The sequence below is a fragment of the Streptomyces sp. BK022 genome, assembly GCF_004217355.1.
GTDB classification, from domain to species: Bacteria; Actinomycetota; Actinomycetes; order Streptomycetales; family Streptomycetaceae; genus Streptomyces; species Streptomyces griseoluteus.
In genome coordinates, this window is sequence record NZ_SHKU01000004.1 from 922909 (window position 1) to 942360 (window position 19452).

General features: G+C 68.8%; 13 protein-coding genes and 4 pseudogenes. 5 read left to right on the forward strand and 12 right to left on the reverse strand.

Annotated elements, in window-relative coordinates:
• Positions 1–155: 155 nt before the first annotated feature.
• From EV284_RS20980 to EV284_RS21010, 7 genes are all read right to left on the reverse strand, one after another.
• Complete coding sequence (locus EV284_RS20980; RefSeq protein ID WP_165425596.1) at positions 156–1394, reverse strand: nucleotidyl transferase AbiEii/AbiGii toxin family protein; 1239 nt, start codon at positions 1392–1394, stop codon at positions 156–158.
• A gap of 240 nt (positions 1395–1634) precedes the next feature.
• The gene (locus EV284_RS20985) at positions 1635–2513 is read right to left on the reverse strand and encodes a nucleotidyltransferase (protein WP_165425597.1); all 879 of its coding nucleotides are present in this window, start codon (positions 2511–2513) and stop codon (positions 1635–1637) included.
• Between the two features lie 11 nt (positions 2514–2524).
• Positions 2525–3070 carry an SLATT domain-containing protein gene (locus EV284_RS20990; RefSeq protein ID WP_130336329.1) on the reverse strand — a complete coding sequence of 182 codons (546 nt, stop codon included), beginning with the start codon at positions 3068–3070 and terminating at the stop codon, positions 2525–2527.
• Positions 3071–3249: 179 nt separating this feature from the next.
• Positions 3250–4365: an ATP-binding protein gene (locus EV284_RS20995; protein WP_165425598.1), complete on the reverse strand. Its 1116-nt coding sequence runs from the start codon at positions 4363–4365 to the stop codon at positions 3250–3252.
• 70 nt (positions 4366–4435) lie between these two features.
• Positions 4436–6547: a DDE-type integrase/transposase/recombinase gene (locus EV284_RS21000; RefSeq protein WP_165425599.1), complete on the reverse strand. Its 2112-nt coding sequence runs from the start codon at positions 6545–6547 to the stop codon at positions 4436–4438.
• Positions 6548–6576: 29 nt separating this feature from the next.
• Positions 6577–7290 carry a TnsA-like heteromeric transposase endonuclease subunit gene (locus tag EV284_RS21005; RefSeq protein WP_165425600.1) on the reverse strand — a complete coding sequence of 238 codons (714 nt, stop codon included), beginning with the start codon at positions 7288–7290 and terminating at the stop codon, positions 6577–6579.
• Between the two features lie 389 nt (positions 7291–7679).
• A complete protein-coding gene (locus EV284_RS21010; RefSeq protein WP_130336337.1) occupies positions 7680–8693 on the reverse strand; it encodes a TniQ family protein in 1014 nt (337 codons plus the stop codon).
• A 173-nt stretch (positions 8694–8866) separates the two neighbouring features.
• Here EV284_RS21010 and EV284_RS21015 point away from each other — a divergent pair, with 173 nt between their 5' ends.
• Positions 8867–11164, forward strand: a complete 2298-nt coding sequence (locus tag EV284_RS21015) for a DEAD/DEAH box helicase (protein ID WP_242625751.1) — start codon at positions 8867–8869, stop codon at positions 11162–11164.
• Positions 11165–11368: 204 nt separating this feature from the next.
• A complete protein-coding gene (locus EV284_RS21020) occupies positions 11369–12547 on the forward strand; it encodes a hypothetical protein (protein ID WP_130336339.1) in 1179 nt (392 codons plus the stop codon).
• 280 nt (positions 12548–12827) lie between these two features.
• Here EV284_RS21020 and EV284_RS21025 read toward each other — a convergent pair.
• The 4 genes and pseudogenes from EV284_RS21025 to EV284_RS33380 all read right to left on the reverse strand — a co-directional run.
• Positions 12828–14284, reverse strand: a pseudogene (locus tag EV284_RS21025) (UvrD-helicase domain-containing protein).
• A 688-nt stretch (positions 14285–14972) separates the two neighbouring features.
• A complete protein-coding gene (locus EV284_RS33370) occupies positions 14973–15377 on the reverse strand; it encodes a hypothetical protein (protein WP_242625771.1) in 405 nt (134 codons plus the stop codon).
• Between the two features lie 36 nt (positions 15378–15413).
• Positions 15414–15488, reverse strand: a pseudogene (locus tag EV284_RS33375) (DUF6083 domain-containing protein); the annotation flags it as partial.
• Positions 15489–15585: 97 nt separating this feature from the next.
• A pseudogene (locus EV284_RS33380) lies at positions 15586–15723 on the reverse strand (DUF6083 domain-containing protein); the annotation flags it as partial.
• A gap of 20 nt (positions 15724–15743) precedes the next feature.
• Between EV284_RS33380 and EV284_RS21035 the strand changes: the two are divergent.
• The 3 genes and pseudogenes from EV284_RS21035 to EV284_RS33385 all read left to right on the forward strand — a co-directional run.
• On the forward strand, positions 15744–17030 hold the full coding sequence (locus EV284_RS21035; protein WP_130336341.1) for a hypothetical protein: 1287 nt from the start codon (positions 15744–15746) through the stop codon (positions 17028–17030).
• A 215-nt stretch (positions 17031–17245) separates the two neighbouring features.
• The gene (locus tag EV284_RS32775; RefSeq protein WP_165425601.1) at positions 17246–17983 is read left to right on the forward strand and encodes a hypothetical protein; all 738 of its coding nucleotides are present in this window, start codon (positions 17246–17248) and stop codon (positions 17981–17983) included.
• A gap of 559 nt (positions 17984–18542) precedes the next feature.
• Positions 18543–18812, forward strand: a pseudogene (locus EV284_RS33385) (hypothetical protein); the annotation flags it as partial.
• On the opposite strand, the gene EV284_RS32780 reads toward EV284_RS33385, so the two are convergent.
• Positions 18713–19351 (reverse strand): hypothetical protein, encoded by a 639-nt coding sequence (locus EV284_RS32780; protein ID WP_165425551.1) that lies wholly within the window; start codon positions 19349–19351, stop codon positions 18713–18715. The pseudogene EV284_RS33385 and the gene EV284_RS32780 overlap by 100 nt on opposite strands.
• Positions 19352–19452: the final 101 nt, after the last annotated feature.

The window sequence follows — 19452 nt, forward strand, 5'->3', positions numbered from 1 at the left end:
ACCAGTCCCGCTGCCCGAACAGGGAACTTCGCCAGGGAAGCGGATTCAGTACGAGCGTAAGAGAGTGCTGTCGGCCGACAGCACCGCGGGGCGGCGCTGACATGACCCGCAACGGTGCCAAGCCGTAGACACCTTCCCTCGCACCCTCTCTCACGCTACCGCCGCCGCACGCGCCGTCCGGACGGCGGCGTAATGACGTGGCGGCGTGTGCGGCGGCTGAAGCCGAGGCGGTCGCTGAACTCGCCGGCTTTCGCGAGCTCGACCTCGTACCGCGGCTCGAAGCGCTCATCGGTGACGGTCAGGTTGTCGATTTTGTAGTGGAGCCAGGACTTGATGTTGGGGCCGGTACGTCCGCCGGTGCGGTCCCACACGTACAGGTACTCCTGGCCGACGCCGTCCTTGCGGCGTTTGAAGCGCAGGGCATACGGCTCGACCAGCCGATCCCGTCCGTCGTAGGTCAGGCGGACGAGCTTGCGCTCGGCGCCCGCCTCCATGATGGGTGTGCGCAGGTGTGCCGGGTAGAACGCCGCTTCGCTGCGCTGCCCGCGGGGGAAGTCGGCGAAGAGCAGGTCCAGTTCGGTTTTCCAGCGTGCCACCGTGTCGGTGAACTCCGGAAGGCTGCCGCGGGCGCAGGTGATCGTGCTGTCCCACAGGTGCCGCATGCTGTCGAAGGGAATGGCAGCGAGCAGGCTCAGGGCTGCGCCGGGGCTGGGCGCGAAGATGGTCTTCCGTAGGAAGGTGGTGACCACGTTGCGTTTGTCGACCTGGATCTCGCCGTTGACGAAGGTCGAGTAGGCGAGGTCGAACAGGTCGTGGATGGAGCGGCGCTGCAGGAGGCACTTCAGCTTGTCGGCGAGGGCCTCCTCCAAACTGATCACCGATACGTGCGCCGCGCAGGCTTCGTGGTCGCTGTAGGGATGGATGAGCGCACGTGACCGCGGCGGCAGTTGGAGGCGGGTGAACTCGGTGACGTCCAAGTGGAGGCTCACCGGCACGTTGCTGCTCTTACCGTAGAAGTCGGTGAAGAACAGTTGGTACGTGTAGACCGTCTGCTCGCGGTTGATGCTCTCCCTGCTGAGCTGCTCGGTGCGGTCGAGGTGGAACTGGACTCCGGTCCTGGCCTGCGCCATCCGGCCGATGTCGTTGAGCGCGTCGAGGAAGTCCTGCGGGTTGATGCGGCCCGGGAAGGCGAAATCGAGGTCCTCGGAGAAGCGGGTGTTCCCGAAGTACCCCTTCCGCAAGGCGTTTCCGCCCTTGAGGACGAGGCGGTCGCCGAGCCGGCTCTCGCCGTAGAGCCCGGCCAGGAGCCAGCCGAAGACGTAGTCTCGCTGCACGTGGGACGGGCCGACGCCGAGCTCGGTGCTCTTCGCGTCGATCTCCTCACGGCTGATCACGGAACGTCTCTCCCGGTTGCGCCGCAGGCGCAGGTTCTTCAGGCGGCCCAACAGCCGCAGTGGGGCACCGCATCAACCACGATACCGGCCCTCGGCCGACGCGCCGCACGGCGAAGGCGGAGGACCGCTCCCGGCGGCAGGAAGTCCGCGTGCTGTCGCGCCGCACGGTCGACGGTGCAGTGGGTGAGCACGGTGAGGACTGAGGTTCGTCCTGCCCCTAATACCTCAGGAGAACTCCCGCTAGCTCTGCCAGCGGCTGGGGAAGCGGCTGGCGAAGAGGAGATCGAGGTAGGTGAACGCCGCGGCGTGATCTTCCTTCTGGTAGGCGTCGAGTGCTCTCCTGGCACGGGTCGCCGCAGTGCTGAGCTTGGAGAGCGCCTCGCGTCGCGTCGCCTCGCTGGAGCAGGCGGCGAAGCGCCCGGCCTTCCCCACGGGGTCGTTCATATCGGCGAGTTGGTGGCCATCCAGCTTCTCCAGCAGGCGGCATATGTCCCAGACGGGGACGAAGCTCGGTTCGCCTGCCATGTGCTGGGCGGCGCGCATCTCCAGGTAGAAGGAGGACACCGGCACGTTGTTGTAGTACTTCCAGGCCTTGACCAACCTGGCCAACGCTTTGGCCCCGCCAGCCACAGCACGCCGCGCGTTGGCTTCGTTCACGTAGTCCAGGTGTGCGGTCGGGGCGGAGTCCATCCAGCCCTGAGCGGCTCCGGGGATGTCGTAGACCGAGGTGGCACCGCCGCGATAGGTGACGAACCCGGGAAGGACTTCCCAGATCTCGGCCCCAGAAGCGAATCTCACCTGCACTGTGGGGCGCCGGATCACGACCTCGGTGTAGGGGAAGCTCGACTTAAGCGCCGACCTCACCCATTCGAGGGCCGTCTCCGAGCTGGCTGGGCGAACAGCTTTGATACTGACCAGCAAGTCCACATCGCAGTGTCCCCGGAGACCGGTCCCGTGGGTAAACGATCCCGTCTCCCTGAACCACAAGACTCCAAACGACGCGGCCCGCAACGAAGCCTCCACGCTGGCCCGGTGCCGCGCCTTGGCCTCGCGCTCGCCCGCCCTGGGCGTCAACTGCTTCAAGAAGAGGTCGAACCCTTGGTTCACCGAGATCACCATGGCGTCGCTTTCTACTGTGCTTCGGGCTCATCGACGGACGCGTCGACGCCGTAGGTCTGCCCGCCGCCTTCGATGTTCGCCTTACCGCGCAGGTAGGCGCGTTGGCTAGGAGGCTCGGCGGTCTTGTTCTGCTCGTCGCGCCGGGCAGTGAGTTCAGCCAGTGCGCTTCGGGCCTCCTCCAACGTCCAGGAAGGGAGGTCGATCTCGCGCGCCTGACGGGCGGCAGTCTGGATCTCCAGGTAAGCATTGGCTGCCGCGGCGGCCTGGTTCATTCGGTGCGAGGCGTTGATGGTGGTCAAGATGGCCCCCAGAACGGCAGAGGTGAGGGCAACGAGGCCGGCGATCACGCGCCCGGAGGCCGTCACCAAGGCCGCGGCGCCGGCGATGGCCGCGAGACCGCTTGCCGGGACGCCAAGCCAGAGGTTGATGACACGCCAGCGCTTGGCCTGCTCAAACTGCGACTGCGCGCTGTACTTTGCACTCTCCTCAAGACGTTCCAGCTCGCCTGCTATGGCCTTACGGCGATCGGCGTCGGTTGGTGGGGCGGTTTCCGGCATGGAGGAACGCTAGCGGTACCCGCTGACACTCATGCACCGGTGCTCACTGTCCGCCCTACTGCGGCGGGGAGGACAGCCTGCCGACTGCTGGCATCGGGCGCAGCTGCTTGGGCCAGGCCCTGCAAAGCAGCTCAGAGGGGCGAACCCCAGACATGGCAGCGCGCCCTCCGACACGGGGGTCAGCCGCCGATGTCGATGCCCTTCAGCAGCTCCAGCGTGATGTCCTCGATGCCTTCTTCGATGGCGGTGATGGCTGCCTGGCAGATGAGCTGGGACAGCAGTTTGAGATAGCCGCCGGTGCGGCGGTGCAGGTACTTGGCCTCGCCGACCAGAGCATGTGGCGAGAGCCGGTGCAGGCAGAGGGCCTCTTCAAAGCCGCGCAAGACGCTAGGCCAGGTCTCCTGGTCACCGTCGTACAGCGGGATGGGGTCGAGCCAGGCCACCGGCAGTCGGCTGGGATCCGCCTGGGGGAGGACCTTGTGTTGCCTGCCGTCCTCGCCAGCGATGACCGGCGCCCGCAGACTCAGGCCCTGATATGCCTCGCTGAGGCCGTCCGCCTTCACGCGGGCCGCCCGTACGATCTCGCGGGCACCGGTGCCGCAGAAGACGGTCGTGATACCGAGCTCCTCGCGCAGGTCGTCGAAGAAGTGCAACACCGGGACGAGTTGGTCGGGGTGCACTCGCTGCATACCGTCCACGAGCAGCAGTTGGGTCCAGCGCCGCTCCAGAACGTGCCACACGGACTGGGAGAGGTCGGGCGTGCGCCTGGGCTGACGCACCTCGTCCTCGGTCAGCGGCGCCGGGGCCAGGCCCAGGAACTCGGCGATCGCCCATACCCAGTTCACGAGGCTGTCCGCATCCCTCGGGGCCAGGATGTGCACCACGGGGATCCGGTCGTCGTGCATTTCCTCGATGGTGGTCTGGAATTCCCGGCCGATGGCCCGCAGCAGAAAGGTCTTGCCGGTGCCGGGCGGCCCGTCGATCACCCGGTCCACCAATCCCTCGCGCCGGTTGCGGTTGACCAGCAGCAGCCGGTGCGTCTTCAACAGCGCCGCATCGAAGGGGGGATTAGGGACCAGCAGCAGATGCCCGTGGTAGCGAAGGCGGGGGTCGTCGGAGGTGACCGGGGTACCGAGCGGGGCGGAGTCCGCGATCTCGGGGCGCTCGATCACCTCGTGGACGTAGGCGTTCCAGCCTTGCAGGGTGAAGATCCAGCGCGGCGCCATCGGCGCGGCCCGTGCATGGCCAAGGATCTGTCGTTCCCGCTCGGCGCGTGCGGCGGCGGAGGTTGCCACGGTGTCCTCCTGGGGGACGGAAGGGGAGCCCGCCGTGCCCCACGGGGCGCGGTCGGTGGGCAGCTGTCTCTTACGGAGCGTCTGCGTCGTTGGGTGCCGGGAGCCGATCGATCTCCCGGCCGGCGATGGGCAGGGCCGGGTAGGCGGTGACCGCCTCGATGTCGATGGACACTCCTGCATACGGGTCCACCACCGGCTCGGGCTCTACGGCCACTTCCAGCCCCTGGAACGGGATCTTGGGGGCGGCCTTCCCGGCGCGGCCGGGGCCCTGACGCAGTGAACGGCGCAGTGCCCGCACCGCTTTGACGATCGCCAGCTGGTCGTCCTTGCGGCCGCCGTTGTCCACGACCGCCGCGGTGCCCCGCTCCCACAGATCCTGCGTCCACCGGTCGTCGAGCAGGTCCCGGTAGATGAACTCCACCTCGATCCATTCCTGCGTGTACAGGTGGTCGAAGAGGTGGGCCACCTCGGGGTAGTAGGGGTTGTAGCGCGCTTTGAACCGGTCGTTGTGCTCGTTGATCCCGGACCGCTGCTCGATCAGCAGCCGCATCCGTCGGTCCGTACTCTGGTAGGTGCGGTTCTCGATGGTGATGCCCTTGTCGGAGATCTTCACCCAGGCCGGGATCAGCATCTCGCGTGCCTCGGCCGCGGTGATCGGCCGCGGCCGGTAGCCCGTCATGGGCATCAGCTGCGCGTACATCTCGTTCGGCGACAGAACCAGGCCCGGGGTGAACGGGCTGCGCAGCCCCTTGTGCGGTGTCTGCTGGTAGTCGAGGGCGACCCACTGCTCGGCCAGGTCCTGCAGCGTGTTGATGGGATACAGAGGGCCTTTGTCGACCCCCAGCCCTCGGTGGGCGTAGCCGGTACCGGTCCAGCCCACCACGTGCTGGCTGAACCGGCTGCCCAGAGTGCGAAAGAACCGCTCCTTGATCGGCTTGTCGGTCGGGGTGTCCTTGCGCGCGTACACGATGGTGATGTCGAGCATCTCGCACACGTACTTGAAGTGTTCACTCAGGTAGGGGCTGCCTTGGTCGATGATCACCGTGCGTGGGTGGATGACCGGACGCGCCGCCACGGCACGGGCGAACCGCTCATCGGCGTCGCGCAAGTCCTGGTACGGCAGCGCCGAGTTGGCGGCCAGCGCCAGGGGATCCCAGTGCGGACGCCAGGCAAGCGGGGCAAAGCACTGCGCCAGCAGCAGCACCAGGTCGTAGGCCCGAGTCGCCCGGCCGCCGATCCGCTTGCCCGGTGAACCCTCCCCGGTGACCACCGGGACAACCATCACAGCGCAATTGGAACGTGACGCCACATCGATTGCCGAGGTCAGCTCGGCCGAGATGGCCTCGGCACTGTCCCCGAGCGCCCTCACCTTCAGCGGCGAGGTGTCGATCTGCACCACCTCACCCGGCCGCAGGGCGTGAGAGGGCCGGTACGGAGGAGGCGGTTTACTGGCTCGCTGGGCGCGCCGCTTCGTGGGGGCGGCCAGGTACTCGGCGAGCCCGGTGTCCTCCATCCGCCGGTAGAACGTGGCCCGCTTCAGCAGTAGCCGCTGCGCCTCCTGGGGATCCTCCAACTCCGCCTTGAAGCGGTCCTGGACGACGTCCAGCACCTCCTCCCGAACGGCCTGGGTGTCCACCCCTGACCCGCGGCCGTGGCCCATCACCACTTCCCGCATGATCTCGATGACCCGCGGGTCCGTGCGATGCCCGACCTCGCGCGGGCGCCGCTCGATCAGAACCAGCGGATTCTCGCCCGCGCGCTTCCACTTCAGCCGCATCGACTCCAGCGTCTTGGCGCTGATCTCAACACCTGCAGCCGCCAGCTCCCGTGACTTGCACGCATAACGCTGGGCCAGCGTCGTTTCTCCCGGCTCGTATCCGGGCCGGGCCCGGCTGCTGCCAGGCAACAGCCCGGTGTCGAGTTCCTTCATATGCCGATGCCACCGCCTGGCCTCCTTGCGCTGGGCCTTGGACGGCGGAGCATCCACGGCGGGCATCGGAGCCGACGTGACGGGGGAGCCGTCACCGTCCAGCACGGCGAAGCCCGGCACGGAGACCATTGCGGTGTACAGCACCTCCACCGGTGTGGATGTCTCCTCGGCCAGGAGTACGACGTTCGCACCGTGAAAGGCCACCACCTGGTGGGTCACGCCCTGCCACAGCACCCGGTCGCCCAGACGCACCTGCCTCGGTGTGAACGCGTCCGGCCCGCTCATGCGGCTCCCTCGGCAAGCCACGCCGTCGCACGGGGCATCAGGGGCTGGTCCCAGTGGATGTCCAGACGGCGCTGCCACACCAGCCGGTACACCAGATCAAGTGCCGCGGCGTACGGCACGCCGCTGGCCCGCGCGCCCTCACCGATGGGGCGCTCGCGGCGAAAGGCCTCCTCGACCGCATCCTGCTCCGCGGCCGGTACCCGCACCGCCTGCCGATAGTCGGCGGCCCACTCCAGATTGGCCAGGCGCATCCCCTCCGGCACATGCCGCACCGACACCTGCCAGCCGGCCGCCATCGCGACCTGGCGTGTGACCTGCAGATCCTCCCGCCACTGGGGGCCGTCCTTCTCGGGCTTCACGAGCACGATCCGGCGTGCCCCGCTGACCGTGCGCACCACGAAATCCGGGCGCCAGCGCCGCCTGCCCCGCGCGCCCTGCCAGTGCAGTTCCGCCGGCTCCCCGCCGATCCAGGCGATCTCCGGATCGAAGTCCAGCTCCAGCGCCACCCGGCGGCGCCGCAGCGAACCGCACACCACATGCCCACCGGTCGTGGCACACCACCAGTGCGAGAGCTTCCCGGGACGACCGTGAAAGGCCACCGGCTCGCTCGGCGGACGCCGCTCCTCCACCGCCACCCCCACCAGGCTGGCCGGTGCCGCCGACACCAGCTCCCCTCGCTCATCCAGATGACTCACCCGCACGTCACGCATGGCACCTCCCCGCCGATCCCAGGATGGCCGCGTCCGGCAGCGCACAGCGGGCTGGCAGCGAGACGTCCCCCGTTCGAGGGGCATGCTCTTGACAGAACCGTCACGACGGTCCCCGCCCCTTGAGCGGGGCCCCGGCGGGCGGGGCCTCTGGCGCGTCGGCCGCGAGGCGGGAGAGCCGACATGCGTCACGAGGCAGCAGCGCGGCGGAGGGGGCCGTCAGCCGGCAAAGCGGCACAGCGCGCAGGATGTTCGGCACGCCGGCACGCCGGCACGCCGGCACGCCGGCACGCCGGCACGCCGGCACTCAGCCGTGGGGGGCGGTTGGGTCGGGGCAGCGTGCGCCCGGTGGCGCAGGCAGCTTTCGTCAGCCCAAGGGTCTCCTCATGGGCTCATACGGCGGGCATGCACGAGCGCTGCTGCAGGGAGCCGGTACGGGCGGCAATCCGGTTGTGCCGCTCCGCCAGCACGGGCTGCCGCCGTCCTGCCGCAGCGGGTACGGCCGCCGCGGCAGGACGGTTGTGGCGTTCGAGCCACTGCAACAGCGCGTTCTTCCCCGCGGAAAAGTCGATGTCCCACACGTCCGCCTGATGCTGCACCTGGGCCAGCCACCGGGCCCGGTCCTGCGGCGTGCGCCGCCCGGCCTGCTCGAACCGCAGCATCAGCCAGGCCAGCCCGACCGCCTCTGGAAAGACGACCAGCGGGACGGCACGCGCCGAACGGGCCTCCATCCCCGCCGTCCAGGCCCGCTGCACCCACACCAGCGTGTCGGGCGCATACGTCCACCACTGGTACATGACCTGGCAGGCGTCGGCGAACAACTCCTCGCCGGCCGACTTGAACCTGCGCTGCAATCGCAGCCTGTCCCGGTGCGCTGTCACGCACGCCGCCAGCGCGGCCACCGACACAGCCTCCGGATCGGTACTGCGCGAGTCGTCCGTCCACCGCAGATGCCGGCCGCACAGCTGCCAGCTATCCGCCGACATCAGCCACACCCGCTCACCGACCCGCCGCCGGTGTCCGCACGACGGGCACCACGGCACCAGATGCCCGCCCTCCGCCTCCCACGGCCACTGCCACACCGCCGGCCCCGTACCGGGCAGCAGCAGGTCATCCGCCAGCGATGGCAACGCCCACTGCAGCAGCCCCACGTCCAGGCCCGACAGCACCGACAGATAGGTGCGGCCCGCCGCGTTCACCTTCATCTCGGTGTACTGCGGATACTTCTCCACCTGCTCCGGGTCCCGGGACGCCTCGCCCTGCCCGACACGCTCGAGGAACGACACCAGATCCAGACCGTTGGCCCGTCCCAGCCGCCGCACGAACGACCCGGTCGACTCTCCGCCCACCGGCCGTACCTGTACCGGCAGCGGACGGCTCGGCCCCAGCAAACCCGTCAAGTCCATGGGACTTCCCTCCCCGCCACGGCACACCCCATCAGGACACTCGTGCCGCTTCGCGCAGGCAGTCAAGACCCGACAACTCCTTCGAGTGAACCTTTCCGGCCCCGGTCACGGCCGGCCGGGAACCTCCTCACCCTCGGGCCAGGACCGCCACGAGAATCAGGGGAGGACCACACGTGGCCACACTGACCCTCAACGGACTCAAGACCCCGTTGCACGGTCACCAGGACATGGCGGTGGATGCCATCGTCACCGACTTCGCCGAAGGCGCCACCCGCGTCACCACGACCATGGCCACCGGAACCGGTAAAACCCATGTCGCCCTCCACGCCGTCCAGGAGACCGCACCCCAGGGCCGGGCCCTCGTCCTGGTCCCCTCGCAGGCCCTGCTGGAACAGACCGCGGAAACCTGGCGCAGGGAGGGACGCCCCGGCCGCTACCTGGGCGTCTGCTCGCCCGACGAGGCCCTCAGCCGTTCCCTGGCCAAGACGCTGACGGTGGCGAACACGCCCGAGCGCCTCGCGGAGGCCGCCGCAGACATCGACGGCCCTCTCAACGTGTTCTGCACCTACCAGTCGCTGGTCAAAGTCGTCCAGGCGCACGCCGACTACCACCTGCCGCACTGGGACGTCGTCGTCGCCGACGAGGCCCACCACACCGCGGGCCGCCTCGGCAAAGCCTGGGGCGCCGTCCACGACAACGACGCGCTGCCCGCCCGCCATCGCCTGTACATGACCGCTACGTTCCGCAAGTTCGAACCCCAAGGGAGGGGACCCGACGTCGAAGTCGCCTCCATGGACGACCAGAGCCTGTACGGGCCCGTCGTCTACCGCCTCTCCCTGGCCGAAGCTATCCAGCAAGGCCTGCTCGCTGACTACCGCATCGCCGTCATCACGATCACCGACAAAGACCTACGCCGCACCCTGAACGCCGGCGTCAACAGCTACACCGCCGAAGCACTGCGGGCCGCCGCCGCCCAGATCGCGCTCCTGGTGGCCCAGAAGCGCTATGACCTCAGGCGCACCCTCACCTTCCACCCCTGCATCGCGGCCGCCGAAGCCTGTGCCGAAACACTGCCGCAGACCGCCGCCCGAATGCCCGGCTATGCCCCCTCGCGGCTCCAGGTCAACACCGTCAACTCCAGACAGAACTCCTTCGTCCGCTACCAGAACTACGCCGCCTTTCGCACCGCCCCGCTCTCCACTCACCCAACCGACACGCGCCCGCGCAGGGCCGTCCTGACCAACTGCCGCTGCTGCGCCGAGGGCATCGACATCCCCGCCATCGACTCCCTGCTGTTTGCCCACCCCAAGACAAGCACCGTAGACATCGTCCAGGCCGTCGGTCGCACCCTGCGCCAGACCCCCGGCGACGGCAAGATCTCCACCATCATCATCCCCGTCTACACCGCACCGGGAGAGGACATCGGAAAGGCCACCAGGCGCACCCGATTCCACCTGATTTATCAAGTCCTCATCGATCTCAGCGTCTATGACGAGCACGTCTTTCACCGCGTCGAATACCTCAACGGAGACGGTGAGCCCGCCGAGCCCGAACTCGCAGCCCACCCCATCCGCGTCGACGAGATCCTCACGGTCCTGGGCCTCGACCACGTTGATGCCCCCAACCAGGTCTGGGAAATGGGCTTCGAACAGGCCCAGCAGTACCACAACGAACACGGCAACCTGGACGTCGCCAGCCGACACCTGACCACTGACCGTTTCTACCTGGGCTGGTGGCTCGGACAGCAGCGTTCCCTACGCGCCAACCGCATGCTTCTGCCTGACCGCATCAAACGCCTGACCGCATTGGGCATGGCCTGGGAGCACCCGCCCCGCAGCATTGAATACAAACTCGACATCGCCCGCGACTACACCGCCCAGCACGGCCACCTCGCGCCCCGCGCCAACGAACACCACGCAGGCATCGCCCTGGGCCGCCACGTCGCCGACTGGCGCCGAGACGCCCGCCAACGCGCTCTCCCGTACTGCTACCACCGGGCCCTCAACGACATCTACCCCTGGTGGGCCGCCGGATGGAAAGAGGAGTGGAAACGCGCCTACGCCAGGGCCCTCAAAGCGGCCCGGCGCGGCGAACTTACCTTTCCCGACCTCAGCCCCGACAGCGACGACAGCCCCCTCACACGCTGGCTCGACGACCAGATCGATCGACTCGGCAGACTCACCGACATGCAGCACAACCTCCTCGGCGCCCTCCCCCTCCATCACCCTCTCGCCCTCCTCCTGCGGCCGCCCCGCGGCCCGGCCGACCGGGCCTTCGCCCGCGGCCTGCGCGCCGCCCGTATCTTCTGGCGCTCCCACCAGCACCTCAACGTCCCCCGCAGCCACCCGTGCACAGTCGACGGCTACTCCCTGGACCTGGGGCGCTGGATCAGAGAACGGCGCCGCGACCCCGCCCAGCTCACCCGCGAACAACTAGACGCTCTACAAGCCCTCGACATGAGATGGTCCTGACCGATCCGCCGTCCGCGCCCTATGAGGTTGGATGGTCCGGGACGACCGGGCAGGCACACCCCCGGATCGGAAGCCGGTGGTGGCCGGACTTCTCAAGTTGAGAAACGCCGTGGCAGTACGGGGAGTTGCACCCTGAAGGGAGGCCCCGCGCCAGCCGATGGGTGAACTGCGCGGCGTGACGGAAGCTCGGAGAGGACCACGAAGGTGAATACGATACGAGCCCGGGTGTGGCAGTTCCGGGTGCAGGGGCCGAAGGTGAGAGTCACAGAGGTCGGGCAGGACGATCTGCAGGTGGGACTGGCCCGCCTCATCCACATCAACGCACTGGCCTGCGACCTGAACCGCGTCCTTGACTATCGGACCAAGCAGCTCGAGGTCCGCCTTCTTGCCAGTTATCTCGATGCTCCTGGGACGGGCGGCCCGCTTCAGGTCGATCACCAGGCGTTCGTGGCGAGCTCGCGGCACATCCGCGGCTTCGTCACCGAGAGCTCGGGCCTGGGCATGCTGACCGCGGCGAGTGAGGCACTGTTCGCCTGGGACAGCAGCGCGCATGGGCTGCACAGTTTCGATGCCCTGCCAGGCCGCATGCTGACCGACTACCGGGCCATAGGCATCCGCCCCGACTTGCTGTTCCACCTGCCTGGTGGACGTATCGCGGGGGAGGCCCGCGGCCGGCATCGCCGCCCTGAGACACTCCTGCCGAAGGAGCCGCTCGCTGAGCAGAAGAGCCGACTGCAGGAACTTGCCCTCTGGTCCGCCTCGCACCGCGACCACGCCTATTTCATGAGCTGGGTCTGGATTGGCCGCTCCGGCGTCGCCGCGGACATCTTCCTTCCCGAGGCCGGACGCTGGGACAGTGCGCTGGACCCCCGATGGCAGAGACATAGCGAAGGCCGTCAGTGGGACTTCCCAGTGCGGGAGCAGCAACGCAGACCACCAGAGCGACCTACCAGACGGGAACCAGACGCTGATCTGGGGCCGCTGTCCGACGCCAGCCCGCCCGGCATGCACGCACCGCCCGCCACGGGCCCGCTTCGGGTGGTGTCTCGCGCGCAGCCTGCACCCGACCCGCAAGAGCAGGCCGCACACCTGGCGCAGCGGCTGTATGACACTGCTCCCGAAGCTAATGCGGAACTCGCGGGTATCCCAGTCCGCGGCACCTGGGTGCCGGCGGACGCGCTGGGATCAGCGCGGCACGAGGTGCTGCTGGCGGTCCTGGGCGAGCAGCCCCCACGCCAGGTCGGTGTACGGGAACGTCTGGCGCGGGCCCAGGGCCGTTTCGATGCCTGCCTCGACGGACGGCTGCTCACCGTCGTGCGATCCGCCGCTGCGCCCCCACCGCGTTGGCACGACCTGGAACAGGTACTGCTGAGCTCTGCGTGAGGCACGCCTGCGGCGAGGCCCGCCCGAGGACAGTCGCGCTGGGGGCCACCTTCCGCAGGATGAGCATTCGTCGGGCTTGCCGCCCGATGAACGGTCACGAGTCGGTGGGCGGACCACCCGCGATGGCAGATGTCGCACAAGTTTTTGCACCAGCCTCCCGGCTCGTCATCGCGGGTACGGACGCAGCCGGGAGCGCGCCACAAAACTCGCAGGTGTGCACCGAATCCGCCTCCGCCGCGGCCGCCACGGCACGTAGCGCGGAACGGTTGGCCCCCTCGGCCTAGGTGGCGGGATGGTTGTCGATCCAGGCGAGGCCGCCGAGGTCGAGGTGCCGGCGGGCGCGGGTGACAGCGACGTAGGCGAGGCGAGCGTCCGCGTCGCTGACGGGTTCCGGGACGGGGCGGCCCTGATTGTCGAGTTGGCTGGTGTCGTTGGGCGGCGGGAAGTCGTTGCCGATCTGGACGGTGGGCCATTCGCGGCCTTTGGCGCTGTGGGCGGTGGAGACGGTGACCTCGGCGTGGGCCTGGTCGGTGAGCTGGTCGACGGCGGCGAGGATGGCGTCGGGCCCATGGGTGTCGACGAGGTCGACGAAAGGCTGAAGGTCGCGTCCGGCCGGGTCGTACGCGGCGTAGTCCTGCAGTTCGCCCCAATCGGGGAAGAGAAGAAGTTCGGGATGGGCGGTGCGGCGGCCGTCCTTGAGATCGCGGGCAGCGAGGGCAAGTTGGGCCAGTTGCTGCCCGCTCCGGGTGAGAGCGACGCGGCAGCCGACGGCGAGCAGGCGCATGACCTCAGCCATGGCGCCGACGTTGGTGCGGCACAGCACCGCGTCGGGACGGTCGAGCGCGCCGACCTCGGTGGCGATGGATTGGGTGCCGGTCAGGCGGATGGGGCATCCGCGAGTGCGAGCCACCGGTTGGCTTCGTCGGCGATCAGGGGTCCGAAGCGGAAGGAGCGGGTGAGAGTGAGAGAGGTGGCGTCGAAGCCGGTCATTACATCCCGGGTACCGCGCCAGCCGTAGATGGCCTGGGCGGAGTCGCCGACCATGACGAGCTGGGCATGGCGGCGCTGGGCGCTGAAGATTTCCTCGAGGACGGGGTTGGTGTCCTGGGCCTCGTCGAGGAAGAGGAAGTCGGCTTCGAGTCTTGGCTTGCTCAGGGCCCACATCTTCAGGTAGTGGTCGTGTTCGAAGCGGACGATGCCCTGGTCGGGGTTGTGCAGGTCGGCCCAGGCCTTTTCGGCGAACGGCAGCACTTCGTGGGTGAGTTGCGTCTGCTCGTCGGCGTTGTTCAGGCCGCGCACGGACGGCACGTGGTGGTGCGCCAGGGAGCGGTCGGCGGAGTAGCAGTAGCGGGTCACGGTGCGCAGCACGGTGTGAGAGAGCATCCTGGGGCTGATCTCGTGATGGCCGATGCGGACCGGGCGGGTGATGCCGAGCGCCTGCCCGATCTTCCAGGCCGGTTGGCGGGGGCTGTTGAGCCGGCTCGTGTAGCGGTGGCCGATGGCGGCGTAGGCCGTGGCGTGGGCGGTCTTGCACTGCACCGTGCGGGGGAAGCGGGTGGCGGCGTCCCGGGCGATGTCCTTGTTGAAGGCCAAGTAGCGGCCGCGTCGGTGGGTGCTGGCGGAAAGGAGGCTGAGCGTGCTGGTTTTTCCCGTCCCGGCGCCGGCCTGCAGGACGAGATGGTGGCCGGCCCGGAAAGCATCGATGGCGTAGGCCTGTTCATCGGTGGGCGTGTGCAACAAGGGCTCCGCAGAGATGAGAACGAGGGGATGCCGGCAACCGTTGCGCCGGCAGGACGCCGCCCCGGGCGGGGCCGCCCGTGGGGGGAGAGGCGTCATAACGTGGTTGGCGTGCGGTGGTGCCGATGGCTGTGTGTCCGGCTGGGGGGGGCCGACCAGGACATCCTGAGGCGTGTAGTCGGCGAACAGGCCCTCGAGCCGGTCCTCCAGACACCGGGCGCGGTCTTGTTCCGCCCGGGCGAGGGCCGAGCTCGTGTGTCGGCGGAACACTACTTGTGGATGCTGCCCCAGGGGGCTGTGCGTCACGGCGCAGGGGCCGGTCGGGGGCACGGCTCAGCGTGACGCTGAGCAGGACTTAGTCCGGGCCGGGGGAGTGCGTAGCCAGGACGTCGATCGGCAAGCGTGTGCCCAGCCGCCGCAGCACGTGCCGGGCGCGGCTCGCGTTGCGTACGGCCTGCACAGCCATCAGCCCGGGTATGGTCCGCGTTCGCGGCCAGCGCCATGCTGCGACCGGCGTCTCGGAGCTCACCGTGAGTGGCAGGCCTGGTCAGAACGGTTTCGATGGCCTGGCACGACGGCACGGACTGGCTGGCTCCTGCACACGACCAGCGGGACCAGGGCGGCGTCGGACGCGCAAGGGTAGACGGGTGCGGATGTGCTCGTGGTGGCGCAGAGGATCGAAAGGCTCCTAGTCGGCCACCACGATGTTCGCAGCCGTCGGGCTTGCAGCGTGATTCAGACAGCGTTGGGCCCGCCACCGCAACTGCTCTGTGTAGGGGAGGCTGCTGAGATCGTAGACCGCCATCACCGCAGCGGTCAGCTGACCGCTCGTTGCGGGGCCCGGCACCAGCATCCAGATGCCAGCCGGAATCCCGGGAGCGATCATGGTGTTGGTGCACCGGCGGCGGCTGGTCTGAGCGATGCATCGGATCTCATCCACGGGGCGGGCGGCGAGGTAGCGCATGTACAGCAGTTGCACGATGGGGCGAGCAGGACGGCAGCCCGCAGAGACCACCCCCACAGCCGGCGGCCCATCCGGCGCGGTCGGGTAGGGGATGAAGACGCCGGCATCGATCAGGCGCCGGGTATGCACGGCCAGCGATCGGCGCAGCTCGGTCAGTTGGGGTGAGACAGGGGGAGCGTTGCGAGCGGGGCAGACGATCGCGTGTGGCAGACGGCACCAGCCGCTGCCGTCCCCGGCCGGGTAGGCGACACCGGAGCTGACATGCCAGCGCCAGGCTGAAGGGCACCTGGGCGACGGGCAGCTCGTGCGGGTGGAGGCGGACGGTCAACTGCTGAATGCCAGTGCCGCGGTGATACCACTCGATCCGGTTGCCGCACTCGCGGCACCTGCCGCCCTGGCCGCAGCGCAGCAGCCGGCTCGTGCAGTCGGGGGCAAGTCGCAGGCGAACGGGCGTTCTAAATTGGTCAGTTCGCAGCCCCGTTGAGCACGTGCTGGATGAGCCAGTGGCAGGCGCGGCCGTCGATCGCCCATCCGGCCTCCTGTACGGTCCGCGCGACTTTGTCCGGCGTGGCGGAGACCGAAGGGAAACGCAGCAGTGAGCGTCTCGTCGAAGGGCAGTCGTTGAGGCGGGCCGGGGAAGGGGCTGCGCCCCGTCTCGGTATCTCGGCACGGCAACTTGGGTGCATGCAAGGCCGGGTAGGCGGAGAATCCGGGTCCATGAAGACGGAACAGGTCCATCGGCGCTTCGGCTCTCAATTCGTCGCCGAACAGCGCCACCGCTATGGCAAGCGCCCCCCGGAGAACCGGATGCTCTCCTACGACCTGGCGGTGCTGGACGAGTACGAGCCCTGGCGGATTTGGCTGGACGAGCAGCTCGATCTCCTGCCGGAGGCGGCCGCGGCGGCTTTCGCCGCGAACCTTTGGCGCGACCAGAACTTCTGGCCCGACATCATCGAGCTCGCCGCCGGCGCGGCGCTGCGGCGGCGAGGCTTCAGCGTGGAGTTCGAGCGGCGGTGGGGGACGCTGACACCGGACTGGACCGTCGTCGGGGCCGCCGGCGCACCCGTCGCGTTGGTTGAGGTCCTCACCCACAGCCCGCAGCAGGGGACGTTCGCGAAGATGAAGGCGTGGCACGCCCTGGTCGAGCGCCTCAAGCAGATAGCCGTCCCCGTCGTCCTGACGGTCGCCGGTGACCGCACACGCCCGCTTGAGGCCCCCGATGCGCGCACCGCGAAGAAGATCGCCCAGGACCTGCGCCGAGCCCTGCTCTCCCCACTGCACCAGCCCGTCTTCCGGAGCCAGGGCTATACCTTCCTGCTCCAGCTCGACCCGAATACGGGGCAGGCCATGTGCCCCCCCGGGATGCGCACGATCCTCATCCCCCCGAGCAACATGGCCGGCGTCGTCTCGGCCAGCTCTGTCGCCGCCGGCATCGTGAAAAAGGTCAGCAAGTACCGCGCGCTCGCCCAGGAAGCCGGACTCCCGCTGATCGTGGCGGCCGGCGCACACAAGTTCACCGGCCTTCAGATCCAGCAGCTCGACGACCTGCTCGCGGGCGCGCCCACCCTGAGCGTGCAGCTCAACTTCGGAGACACGTTCGTACACCACCCCGTGGAGGTCGATCCCTTCAACCCGCCCCGCTGGACCATGCCCCCCGAGCTGGCCGGCGTGCTCTGGGTGAACAACGACTTCCCCTTCACCACCGTATGGCGCCCCAACCCCACCGCGGCGACCTCCGTGCCAGCCGCGCTCGCCTCCCAGGAAGCAGATCCAGCGATCTGAGCCCGGCTAAACAATTGAACCGGGTCCGCCCCGCAGGAAGGCCCGCTATGCTGCCGGATGGCTAGGCGCGTACAGCCCCCCGCCGTCAGCTCCCACGCAGCAGGCGACCCCGGGTGAAGGTCTCACAGGCCCGCGTTTCCCCGGAGATCATCAAGCGCATCGAGCAACCGGGGCGGGCACGGCGTGGGCAAGACCCGCCGGAATTCGAGTCGACGATGCCGAAGAAGCAGCCCCGCACCGCGCAGCTCGCCCGCCGAATCCAGGGCGCCACCGGCCTGCCGTACACCCAGTGCCTCAAGATCTGTGAGCCCTCCGAGAGCAGTTGGGGCCGCCTCGCCCGCGCACTGCGGGCGGCGGGCCTGATCGAGGCCGCCGACCAGCTCTTGGCTGTCGATGCGGTGACCACAGAGGCGAGCGCCTGGTTTTCCGCTGGAGGGGAGGTGGAGCAGCTCTTCTACTCCTCCGACCACGAGAGGGTCCAGCGAACGTACAGCGCATGCTCCGACGCCGCTGAGGCGGCCCTGAGCCGGGCCGGGTTCCACACCCACTCCTACGCCCCCGACGCCGAGGCGTACCACGCCGCCTTCCTCGCCCTGTCGAAGGCCGGGACGCTGTCGGACGGCCGAACCCTTGCCCGCGCCGCCCTCGACGTCTTCGCCGACGACCCCATGTGGTGTTCTGACGTCGTCCGCTCCAAGGGGCGGTCTCCGTTCACCTACGACACCGCCGCCGGCCTCACCGGCCCCGGAACGCCGACCGCCGTGGCCGCCAGGAAGGCCGCCCGTGCGATGGCCCGCGCGGCCGTCGTCCCGCGCAGTGGAGACGAGGAGTGGCACGAGGCGGCAGGGATCATGATCGAGGTGGTCTGGCATGCGGGTGAGGCCGCTGGCGTGCCGCCGCTGGAAGGCCGCCGCAACTGCCAAGACCACCTCCGGAACTTCATGCACAGCTAGACTCCCCGGCGGTGACAGGGTGGCGGGGCGGCCGGACTGACCCATCCGCCAGGTCCTGGCCCAGGTCTCGCCGGCGTCCGTATCCTCTGAGCGCACCGGGAGAACCCCGGCGACTGGCGCTGAACCGCGCTTCTGGACGTTACCGGCGCGGAGACCGGCCGGCGTGCACCATGTGCGTAGCCTCGCCCTATGCCGAGCAGCTACGCGAGGTGCTTACCTGTGCAGCACTCCTGGGCCCCGTCCGCCTGATCCGACCGACCACGCCGCGTTCCGGGGGATCGCCTCCTGGTACGCCGTGAGTACGCGGGATGTACGGTCGCTGTTCCGAGGAAAGGCTGTTCCTCATGCGGTCGGACGGTGAGGCCTGCCGACGCACGAGCCGCCGTGGCTTCCCCGCTGCGGGGGACCGGGCCGTCATCGGGCGGCCTGCGCCTCGCCACAGACGGCGGGTCGCGGGTGGGAGAACGCCTCCCGTGATTGCCGCGGCCGCCGCCGCGATCGTCGCGACCCTTCACCCCGCCTAAAGACAGCGAGAAGCTCAGACGGCACCGGACGCACTGTGGCCGGGCCGATCGACGACGGCGAGGCCCGCCTCGCGTATGTAGCCGTCACCCGCACCCGCCAGCGTCTCGACCTGGGCGGCCATGGAGGCCGGGCGACGCCCGAAGGCTGTGCGCCGAGCCCTCGCCCTCGCCGACGCCTTAAGGTTCATGGCCCCCTCGGCCAGGCTCAGCTTGAGTCTCCATCGCCGAGCGGCACTTCGTCCCACTCATCGCGTTTTGCGGCCTGCCACGGCCGTGCGGTTGAGGTCTCGCAGGACCGTGCGTAGTGGGTGTGCTGCTCATCGGTCAGGCGTTGGATGACCGCACCCCCGCAGAAGGAACAACCGCGGAAGCCGGGAGTGCGGTAGAGGAAGGTCGCAAGGGTGATGCAGTCTGCTCCCCTCCGGTGGCCGGTTGGCACGCGCATGCAGTCCTGCTCGATGCGTCCACTCGCGCAATGGACAGGATTGTGGGACTTCAGGCCCCAACCCCCGTAGCCGTAGCCCGAGCCTGCGTACTCTCCGTGGAGATCGGTGCCGTACACCCGCGCATCAGCGAGTGGCCCAAGATCCTCCGGCCGATCGAAGTGGTGAAGCTCGATCCACCGGAGTGGAAAGGTCGCGGCCTCGAAGAACGCCATCCTCAGCCCGAAGTGCGTCTCATCGGGCAGTTCAATGGTTCGCAGATCGGTGCCGCTGGTCACAGTGGTCTGCAAGATCTCTGCGACCGCGGCGGCTTTCCGACGATTCCAGCCGGAATGCCTGATTCTGTCTGCGAGGTGTGCTCTTGATGCGGACGCCTTCAATCGGTCCTCGACACTCTCCACAGATGCATCCTACGGACCCATGCAGGCCGGAGCTCCGGCAATGGTCCGCCTCGTCTGGCGAGTTCTGCGCGTCGGTCGTGCCAGGCAGGCGTGGTGATCCG

Bases quoted from the DNA above. Each gene is read 5' to 3' on its own strand.
- EV284_RS20985 (WP_165425597.1), bottom strand. From the start codon at position 2,513: ATGGTGATCTCGGTGAACCAAGGGTTCGACCTCTTCTTGAAGCAGTTG.
- EV284_RS20990 (WP_130336329.1), bottom strand. From the start codon at position 3,070: ATGCCGGAAACCGCCCCACCAACCGACGCCGATCGCCGTAAGGCCATA.
- EV284_RS21005 (WP_165425600.1), bottom strand. From the start codon at position 7,290: ATGCGTGACGTGCGGGTGAGTCATCTGGATGAGCGAGGGGAGCTGGTG.
- EV284_RS21010 (WP_130336337.1), bottom strand. From the start codon at position 8,693: ATGGACTTGACGGGTTTGCTGGGGCCGAGCCGTCCGCTGCCGGTACAG.
- EV284_RS21035 (WP_130336341.1), top strand. From the start codon at position 15,744: ATGAGCCAGTGGCAGGCGCGGCCGTCGATCGCCCATCCGGCCTCCTGT.
- EV284_RS32775 (WP_165425601.1), top strand. From the start codon at position 17,246: ATGCCGAAGAAGCAGCCCCGCACCGCGCAGCTCGCCCGCCGAATCCAG.